At 68.1% G+C, this 8,888-nt stretch carries 7 protein-coding genes and 1 pseudogene; 7 read left to right on the top strand and 1 reads right to left on the bottom strand.

Features of this window, described 5'->3' with window-relative positions; translation table 11 throughout:
- From katG to ABT130_RS12070, 4 genes and pseudogenes are all read left to right on the top strand, one after another.
- A pseudogene (gene katG, locus ABT130_RS12085) lies at positions 1 to 1,847 on the top strand (catalase/peroxidase HPI); the annotation flags it as partial.
- Between the two features lie 216 nt (positions 1,848 to 2,063).
- On the top strand, positions 2,064 to 2,591 hold the full coding sequence (locus tag ABT130_RS12080; RefSeq protein WP_350955082.1) for a GNAT family N-acetyltransferase: 528 nt from the start codon (positions 2,064 to 2,066) through the stop codon (positions 2,589 to 2,591).
- Between the two features lie 290 nt (positions 2,592 to 2,881).
- Entirely contained in the window at positions 2,882 to 4,318 is a 1,437-nt protein-coding gene (locus tag ABT130_RS12075; RefSeq protein ID WP_350955080.1) for an ATP-binding protein, read from the top strand.
- Between the two features lie 237 nt (positions 4,319 to 4,555).
- Positions 4,556 to 4,939: a DUF427 domain-containing protein gene (locus ABT130_RS12070; RefSeq protein WP_350955078.1), complete on the top strand. Its 384-nt coding sequence runs from the start codon at positions 4,556 to 4,558 to the stop codon at positions 4,937 to 4,939.
- Between the two features lie 57 nt (positions 4,940 to 4,996).
- Here ABT130_RS12070 and ABT130_RS12065 read toward each other — a convergent pair whose 3' ends face one another.
- On the bottom strand, positions 4,997 to 5,347 hold the full coding sequence (locus tag ABT130_RS12065; RefSeq protein ID WP_350955075.1) for a hypothetical protein: 351 nt from the start codon (positions 5,345 to 5,347) through the stop codon (positions 4,997 to 4,999).
- Between the two features lie 250 nt (positions 5,348 to 5,597).
- Here ABT130_RS12065 and ABT130_RS12060 point away from each other — a divergent pair, with 250 nt between their 5' ends.
- The 3 genes from ABT130_RS12060 to ABT130_RS12050 all read left to right on the top strand — a co-directional run bounded on the left by ABT130_RS12060 (position 5,598) and on the right by ABT130_RS12050 (position 8,886).
- A complete protein-coding gene (locus tag ABT130_RS12060; RefSeq protein WP_350955073.1) occupies positions 5,598 to 6,557 on the top strand; it encodes a sugar-binding transcriptional regulator in 960 nt (319 codons plus the stop codon).
- 453 nt (positions 6,558 to 7,010) lie between these two features.
- The gene (locus ABT130_RS12055; RefSeq protein ID WP_350955071.1) at positions 7,011 to 8,069 is read left to right on the top strand and encodes an ABC transporter substrate-binding protein; all 1,059 of its coding nucleotides are present in this window, start codon (positions 7,011 to 7,013) and stop codon (positions 8,067 to 8,069) included.
- A gap of 16 nt (positions 8,070 to 8,085) precedes the next feature.
- Entirely contained in the window at positions 8,086 to 8,886 is an 801-nt protein-coding gene (locus ABT130_RS12050; RefSeq protein WP_350955069.1) for an ATP-binding cassette domain-containing protein, read from the top strand.
- Positions 8,887 to 8,888: the final 2 nt, after the last annotated feature.

The following is an 8,888-nucleotide window of genomic DNA, read 5'->3' as shown; positions in this document are numbered from 1 at the left end:
TGTGCTCTTCCATCTAACAGCTGGCCGGACAACGTGAACCTCGACAAGGCCAGCCGTCTGCTGTGGCCGGTCAAGAAGAAGTACGGCCAGAAGATCTCCGGGCCGACCTCATGATCCTGGCCGGCAACGTCGCCCTGGAGACGATGGGCTTCAAGACCTTCGGCTTCGCCGGCGGCCGTGCGGACGTCTGGGAGTCCGACGAGGACGTCTACTGGGGTCCCGAGTCCACCTGGCTCGACGACCAGCGCTACACCGGCGACCGGGAGCTGGAGAACCCCCTCGGCGCGGTCCAGATGGGCCTGATCTACGTCAACCCGGAGGGCCCGAACGGCAACCCGGACCCGCTGGCCTCGGCCCGCGACATCCGTGAGACGTTCCGCCGGATGGCGATGAACGACGAGGAGACGGTCGCCCTGATCGCGGGCGGTCACACCTTCGGCAAGACCCACGGCGCGGGCCCGGCGGACCACGTCGGCGCCGACCCCGAGGCCGCCCCCATCGAGCAGCAGGGTCTCGGCTGGAAGAGCACCTACGGCACCGGCAAGGGCGCGGACACGATCGGTAGCGGTCTGGAGGTCACCTGGACCTCGACACCGACGAAGTGGTCCAACAACTTCTTCTGGAACCTGTTCGGCTACGACTGGGAGCTGACCAAGAGCCCGGCCGGCGCGCACCAGTGGCGGCCGAAGCACGGCGCCGGTCGGGACTCGGTGCCCGACGCCCACGACCCGTCGAAGCGTCACGCGCCGTCCATGCTGACCAGCGACCTCGCGCTCCGGTTCGACCCGGTCTACGGCCCGATCTCGCGGCGTTTCTACGAGAACCCCGACGAGTTCGCGGACGTCTTCGCCCGCGCGTGGTTCAAGCTGACCCACCGCGACATGGGCCCGGTCGCGCGCTACCTCGGCCCGGAGGTCCCGACCGAGACGCTGCTGTGGCAGGACCCCCTCCCCGAGGTGACGTACGAGCTCGTCGACGCCGCGGACATCGCCTCCCTCAAGGAGCGGATCCTCGCCTCGGGCCTGTCGGTGTCCGAGCTGGTGTCCACCGCGTGGGCGTCGGCCTCGACCTTCCGCGGCGGTGACAAGCGCGGCGGCGCCAACGGCGCGCGTATCCGCTTTGAGCCGCAGAACGGGTGGGAGGTCAACGACCCCGACCGGCTCGCGACGGTGCTGAGCACCCTGGAGGGGATCGCCGAGGCGTTCAACGCCGCCCAGAGCGGCGGCAAGCAGGTCTCGCTCGCCGACCTGATCGTGCTCGCCGGTGGTGTGGGCGTCGAGCGGGCCGCCAAGGAGGCCGGTGTCGACGTCGAGGTCCCGTTCAGGCCGGGCCGGGTGGACGCGTCGCAGGAGCAGACCGACGTGGAGTCGTTCGCCGCGCTTGAGCCGACCGTTGACGGGTTCCGCAACTACCTCGGGAAGGGCAACCGGCTGCCGGCCGAGTTCCTGCTGGTCGACCGGGCGAACCTGCTGACCCTGAGCGCCCCCGAGATGACGGTCCTCGTCGGTGGCCTCCGCGTCCTGGACGCGAACCACCAGCAGTCGCCGCTCGGTGTCCTCACCGCGACCCCCGGGGTGCTGACCAACGACTTCTTCGTCAACCTGCTCGACATGGGCACGGCGTGGAAGGCGACGGCCGAGGACGCGAACACCTTCGAGGGTCGCGACGCCGCCACGGGCGAGGTCAAGTGGACCGGCAGCCGCGCCGACCTCGTCTTCGGGTCGAACTCCGAGCTGCGCGCGCTCGCGGAGGTCTACGCGAGTGACGACGCGAAGGAGAAGTTCGTGAACGACTTCGTCGCGGCGTGGGACAAGGTGATGAACCTGGACCGGTTCGACCTCGTCTGATCATGATGTGACGTCCAGGTCGGCCCGCGCCGGCCGGCCTGGACGTCCCCGGGCGGCTTCGGCGGCCTCTCCGGCCGGGGCGGCGGTGGCCGATGGCCATCGCGTTCCCGGCCAGGCCGGTCGCCGCGATGACGGTTTCCGGTGACCCGCCGGGCGGCGACGGTCCCCCGGCAGAATCGGTCGCCCCGCCGACCTTGATCACATTAGCTTGGCGGCATGTCCGAACTACGTACCGATCGCCTCCTGCTCCGCCACTGGCGGGACTCCGACCTGGACCCCTGGGCGGCGATGAACGCCGATCCCGAGGTCCGGGAACACTTCCCGGACCTGCTGACCCGTGAGCAGAGTGCCGCTTCGATCACGCGCTTCCAGGCCGGACTCGACCGCCGGGGTTATGGGTGGTGGGCGGTGGAGGTCCTGGCGACCGGTGAGTTCATCGGCTTCACCGGCCTGGATCCGGCGGACGAGGGCATGCCGTTCACCGGGGTGGAGATCGGCTGGCGGCTGACCCGCTCGGCGTGGGGCCACGGCTACGCCACCGAGGCCGCCCTGGCCTGCCTGGACTTCGGTTTCAAGACCCTGGAACTGCCGGAGGTCGTCGCCATCACGACCACCACCAACCTGCGTTCCCAGGCGGTGATGCGCCGGATCGGCATGACCCGTGACCCGGCCGCCGACTTCGACCACCCGAACGTGCCCGACGGGCCGCTACGTCGGCATGTGCTGTACCGGATCGGCCGGTGAACAGTTCGTACGGCACCTCGTAGACACCTTCAGAGTGCGAGACGCGGCGTCCACGCCAGGCCGGGCCGCCCTACCTCGCGGAGGCAAGGCGGCCTGAGCTGTCACGGTGCGAACGCCGAGTTCGCCGGCCGCTCATGCCGAGCGGCGGTCCGCACTGTCGGATCTTATGCGCCGCGGCCGATCCAGACCCTCACCTGGGAGCTTCCGTTCCGCTTCTCATTCCGCGCCCAGACGACGGCATCAATGTAGACTTCATCTAAGTAAGATTGATTATTACTAAGGTGGGATCGATGAAGTTCACCGGCAGGGCCTTCGATCTCGATCAACTCAACGCGCAGTTGCGGCTCGCGACAGAGGGCAAGGGAGGGACCCGAGGCCGGGCAGTGATCATCACTGGCCGCAGGCGAGTGGGTAAGTCCCGCCTGGTGCAGGAGTTCTGTGATCGTTCCGGTCTGCCGTACGTCGTCTTCCAGGCGACGAGAGGCCGTAGTCCGGTTGCGGAACGTCATGACTTCGCCGAGACCGTCGCCTGCTCCGGACTCGCAGGCGCCGAGTTCCTCCAGGGCGCCGCGCCGCAGGATTGGAACTACGCCCTCCGGTCGCTGGCGCTGGCCGCTGGTGATGAGACCCCGTGCATCGTGGTTCTTGACGAGGTTCCGTGGCTGATCGAGCAGGACGGGGAGTTCGAGGGCGCCCTGCAGACGGCCTGGGACAGGCATCTCTCCGCCCGTCCGATCCTGTTGATCCTGGTCGGAAGCGACCTGTCGGTGATGGAATCCCTGCAGGAGTACGGCCGCCCCTTCTTCGGCCGGGCCGCTCACATGACGCTAAGGCCCCTTGCTCTTCAGGACGTCGCCGACATGACAGGGTTGCCCGCCGCCGACGCCGTGGACGCGCTGCTCATCACCGGAGGCTTCCCCGAGGTGGTCCGTTCATGGGAGCACGGCACCTCCAGGATCGACTTCCTGCGCGACAGTCTCGCCAACCCGCTTTCACCTCTCCTCGCCGCCGGCGAGTTGTCCCTGCTCGGAGAATTTCCGTCGGCGACCTACGCCCGGACCGTGCTGGAGGCCATTGGAACCGGAGAACGCACCTTCAGCACGATCGCCGCCAATGTGGGAGGAGCGACACCGTTGCCGTCCGGCACCCTGGCACCGATCCTCGCGAATCTGATCGCCAAGCGCGTGGTGGCGACCGACCTCCCGCTCTCCGACCGGCCCGACACCAAGAACAAGCGGTACCGGGTGGCCGACCACTATCTCCGGTTCTGGCTGGCGTTCCTGCAGCGAGCCATCGCCGACAGCGAAAGAGGCCGACCGGATCTGGCGTTGCGACGGATCGAACGTTCCTGGACAACCTGGCGAGGTCGCGCGGTGGAGCCACTCGTACGTGACTGCCTGGCCAGAATGCTTCCGAACGACGCCTGGCCGGACACCGAGGCCGTGGGCGGGTGGTGGAATCGGCAGAACAATCCCGAGATCGATCTCGTGGGCGCGGACCGGGAGCCCGTCGCGAGCAGGGTCCACTTCGTCGGATCGATCAAATGGCTCGACGCCCGGCCGTTCGACCGCCACGACTATGACGCGCTGGTCCAGGGTTCCGCAGCTGTTCCCGGTGTGACCACGGAGACGCCGAAAGTGGCGGTGTCGAGGTCGGGATACGAACCGGGACTTCCACTGGCCGCGGTCTGGACACCGGAAGATCTGCTGGCGGCGTGGCAGCGCTAGGCCCGTTTTTCGCATGTGCCACATCGCTGTAGGTCAATCAGGGTCACATGCGGAACACAGGGCTAGGACAAATGGTCACCGGACTCCTGTCCACTGCTCGTACACAAGGGAAGCCGGATACCGGTCGGTCAACAACAGAGGGACCTGGCCTGGTTGTGCCGGGCCCGCTTGTCCACGGTGGCGATAGCGCGGGCCGAGGCTCCGGCGGACTACCTTGGGAAGAAAGGAGCTCTCATCATGACCGAAAAGCCCGTCCTGCAGCCCGGCCCCGATCATCCGATCACGATCGAGGCGAACCCGGCCCGGGTCATCGTCTCGGTGGGCGGCCGGGTGGTCGCCGACTCGCGGCGTGCGTTGACGCTGCGGGAGGCGTCGTACCCGCCGGTCCAGTACATCCCGATCGCCGATGTCGACCGCTCGCTGCTGGAGCGGACCGGCACCACCACCCACTGCCCCTACAAGGGCGACGCGAGCTACTACACCGTCACGGTGGACGGGAAGCGGTCGGTGGACGCGATCTGGTTCTACGAGTCGCCGAATCCGGCCGTCGCCGAGATCAAGGACCACGTCGCCTTCTACCCCGACCGGGTCGACTCCATCGTCGAGAAGACGGCCACCTGAGACCCGGGGACACCCGCCCCAACATGAGTTCACCGACGCCGCGTCGTGCCCAGGCCGCTACCCCGGTATCCGGGCACGCAAGGCCTCGTTGAACCAGTCGAGCACCTGCGCCAGGCTTTCCGGGGCCGGCCAGCCGTTGATCACTGCGAGCAGCCGGAGGTATCGCTCCCGGCGAGGGTCGTTCGCCGTCTCCAGCCGGGCCAACAACCGGCGCCGAAGATCGACGTCGTCCGCGCAGCCGAAGACGTGCGCGTACTGAGCCGTGACCGCCGCGACCACCGGATCGGCCAGCGGCGAGGCCGGGTCGATGCCGGCTGCCAGGGCTGGGCCGACCTGCTCACGGACCATCACGGCCCAGCCGAGACGATGCTGGAGGCTGAGGTCACCCGGCGAACGTCGCCGACGCATGCGGTGACGGCAGCACCGACGAGTACCAGGGCGGCGCAACCCCACAGCACCGGCCGTACCCCGAGATGTGGCACAGGCGTACGACGACCATGGTCAGCAGTGAGAACATGGCCGAGCACGCGGATTCTTGCCCTCGTTCGGGCAGAGCCCGGCGCGCGGCCGCCCAGTCAGGTGTCCCCCTGAGGATCCAAGCAGGTGTAGCTATACTCTGTTCAGCACATATGTTCACAGAGCAAGGGAGCTCGCCCCCATGAACGCCGCCGATCCCGCACCGGAGGCACCCGGCCGCTTCCCCGTGGAGCTGATGTATGCGGCGGCGTCGCAGTACTACCTCGAGGACGCGACCCAGGCCGACATCGCGACGCGGCTCGGGGTGAGCAGGGCTACCGTGAGCCGATTGCTGACCGAGGCGCGAAAGCTCGGCATCGTGGAGATCCGGGTGCACCGGCCGACGGCCTTCGAGGAGGGCGTGCTCGCCGCGGACGTCGCGGACGCCTTGGGGATCCAGCGTGTCCACCTGGTGCCCAAGGTCGGCGGTCCGGCACTGGGCCCGTGGCTGGCTCCCGGCTTGGCCAGGGCGCTCGCCACGGTCGGGCTGGAGCCCGGCGACATCGTGCTGGTGTCCTCCGGCAGCACGGTGTACGAGTGCGCGCGCGAGAACCTGGGGCACTTCCCCGGCGTCACGATCGCACCGGCCGTCGGAGGGAAGGAAGATCCGCAGCCCTGGTTCCAGACCAACGAGACCACCCGCCTGCTGGCTGAACGGGTCGGAGGCGTGCCCGCCTACCTCTACGCGCCCGCCTTGCCCGGCCCAGAGCTGTTCTACTCCTTGAAGCATGAGCCGTCGGTACGCAAGGTCATGGACCTGTGGGGGCAGGCCAAGTGTGCGATCGTGGGGGTCGGCTCGCCGCCGCTGATGCGGCAGGTCGTGCCCACCTTCGTGCCCCGCGACGCCGAAAGCCTGCGCGAGGCCGTCGGTGATGTGTGCTCGCGCTTCTACGACCGGGACGGGGAACCCGTCGGCTATCCGAGCAGCGAGAGGCTCGTGGCGACCGGTGTGGAGGAGTTGCGCCGCATTCCTTTCTCGATCGCGGTGGCGGTCGGCCCGGAGAAGGTCCTGTCCATCATCGCCGGGGCCAAGGGCGGCTACTTCAACCAGCTCGTCACCGACGCGCTGACGGCGGAGAGCCTGCTCACCGCGGTTCGCTGACCCTGCCCGCGTGCGGAGAAAGCCTGCTCACCGCGGTTCGCTGACCCTGCCCGCGTGCGGAGAAAGCCTGCTCCCCGCGGTTCGCTGACCCTGCCCGCGTGCGGAGAAAGCCTGCTCGCCGCGGTTCGCTGACCCTGCCCGCGTGCGCAGAAAGCCTGATCGCCGCGGTTCGCTGACCCTGCCCGCGTGCGCAGAAAGCCTGCTCGCCGCGGTTCGCTGACCCAGTCCTCATCATGAACTCGCGGTTCGCATCGCCTGCCCACCTACTGAACATTCGTTCTGGACATATATTCCGAGCCGCGCTAACGTGTGTCGCACTACAGCACACCACCGTCTGTGAACGGTCGTGTGCCGCATGCGGGGGAATGCGCTGCAACCAGCTCCGTGAGGACGTGGCAAGTGAGGAAAGAACTGGTGAACAGAGCGAAGAGGCGGACCTCCGCGATCGCAGCAATGGCAGTCATCTCAAGTGTGGCCCTGGCGGCCTGTGGCTCCGGCTCCACCGGCGCGGCGGGTGGAGCGAACACCGGGTCCGGCACCGGCGGCGTGGACAACGCCAAGGTGGCCTTCCTCATGCCGGACCTCGCGTCCACCAGGTACGAGCTCGCCGACAAACCGCTCTTCGAGGCCAAGATGAAGCAGCTCTGCCCGAGCTGCACGGTCATCTACCAGAACGCCGACTCCGACGCCGCCAAGCAGCAGCAGCAGGCCGACTCCGCGCTGGCCCAGGGCGTCAAGGCCATCGTGATCGACCCGGTCGACTCCGCCGCCGCGGCCACCATCGTGAAGACCGCCCAGTCGCAGCAGGTGCCGGTCATCGCCTACGACCGGCCCATCCCGGCGACGCCTGCGGACTACTACATCTCGTTCGACAACGAGAAGATCGGCTCCATGATCGCCCAGTCGCTGGTCGACCGCCTCAAGAAGGAGGACGTCAAGGGCGGACTGCTCCAGGTCAACGGTTCCCCCACCGACGCCGCGGCCGGCCTGATCAAGAAGGGCATCCACAGCGCGGTCGACCCGAGCGGCTTCAAGCTGCTCGCCGAGTACGACACCCCCGACTGGCAGCCGGAGAAGGCCCAGACCTGGGTCAGCGGCCAGATCACCCAGTTCCGCGGCCAGATCGCGGGCGTGGTGGCGGCCAACGACGGCACCAGTGGGGGCACCATTGCGGCGTTCAAGGCGGCGGGCGTGCAGGTGCCGCCGGTGACCGGCAACGACGCCGAAGTGGCCGCCGCTCAGCGCATCGTCGCGGGCGACCAGTACAACACAATCTCCAAGCCCATCAAGATCGTGGCCGAGGCCGCGGCCGCCACGGCGTACGACTTCATGCAGGGCAAGAAGCCCGCCGGCAAGGCCACGCTCTACAACACTCCCTCGGAGCTGTTCGTCCCCACGGTCGTCACCAAGGACAACATCAAAGAGGTGCTGTTCGACAGCGGGATCATGAAGGCTTCCGAGGTGTGCACGGGCGAGTACGCCAAGGGCTGCGCCGAACTCGGTATCAAGTAGACCTCGGGGAGATCTCTTGTCCTCCACCCGGCAACCAGACAGGGTCCTGTCCCTGCGCGGGATCACCAAGACCTTCGGCGCCGTCGCCGCGCTCACCGACGTCGACCTCGATGTGGCCGCAGCGCAGGTCGTCGCCGTCGTCGGAGACAACGGCGCCGGCAAGTCGACGCTGGTGAAGATCCTGTCAGGCGTACATCCTCCCGACTCCGGCACGATCACCTTCCAGGCTGAGGAGGTCCACATCCCGACTCCGGCGGCGGCGCACAAGCTCGGCATCGCCACGGTCTTCCAAGACCTCGCCCTCTGCGAGAACCTCAACGTGATCCAGAACCTCTTCCTGGGGCAGGAGGTCCGCCCTCTCCGGCTGAACGAGGTGGAGATGGAGACCCGCTCGTGGGAGCTGCTCCACCAGCTCTCTGCGAAGATCCCGACCGTACGGGTGCCGGTGGCGGCGCTCTCGGGCGGCCAGCGGCAGACGGTGGCGATCGCCAGGTCGCTGCTCGGCGACCCGAAGGTCATCATCCTCGACGAGCCGACGGCCGCCCTGGGTGTCGCCCAGACGGCGGAGGTGCTCAACCTGGTCGAACGGCTCCGCGACAACGGCCTCGGCGTCATCATGATCAGCCACAACATGGCGGACGTGAAGGCCGTGGCCGACACCGTGGCCGTGCTCCGGCTCGGCCGCAACAACGGGGTGTTCGACGTGGCCGACGTCTCCACCGAGGACATCGTCGCCGCCATCACCGGCGCCACCGACAACGTGGTGTCCCGAAGGCAGGCACGGCACAACGGGCGCACAGAAAGGCTTTCGACGTGAGC

It is taken from the genome of Streptosporangium sp. NPDC001681 (genome assembly GCF_040298085.1).
Taxonomy (GTDB): Bacteria; Actinomycetota; Actinomycetes; order Streptosporangiales; family Streptosporangiaceae; genus Streptosporangium.
The sequence above is the reverse complement of the archived record's forward strand: the minus strand, read 5'-3'. Positions and strand labels throughout refer to the sequence as shown.

Coding starts and splice junctions, on each gene's coding strand:
- ABT130_RS12080 (WP_350955082.1), top strand. CDS start 2,064: ATGTCCGAACTACGTACCGATCGCCTCCTGCTCCGCCACTGGCGGGAC.
- ABT130_RS12075 (WP_350955080.1), top strand. CDS start 2,882: ATGAAGTTCACCGGCAGGGCCTTCGATCTCGATCAACTCAACGCGCAG.
- ABT130_RS12070 (WP_350955078.1), top strand. CDS start 4,556: ATGACCGAAAAGCCCGTCCTGCAGCCCGGCCCCGATCATCCGATCACG.
- ABT130_RS12065 (WP_350955075.1), bottom strand. CDS start 5,347: ATGCGTCGGCGACGTTCGCCGGGTGACCTCAGCCTCCAGCATCGTCTC.
- ABT130_RS12060 (WP_350955073.1), top strand. CDS start 5,598: ATGAACGCCGCCGATCCCGCACCGGAGGCACCCGGCCGCTTCCCCGTG.
- ABT130_RS12055 (WP_350955071.1), top strand. CDS start 7,011: ATGGCAGTCATCTCAAGTGTGGCCCTGGCGGCCTGTGGCTCCGGCTCC.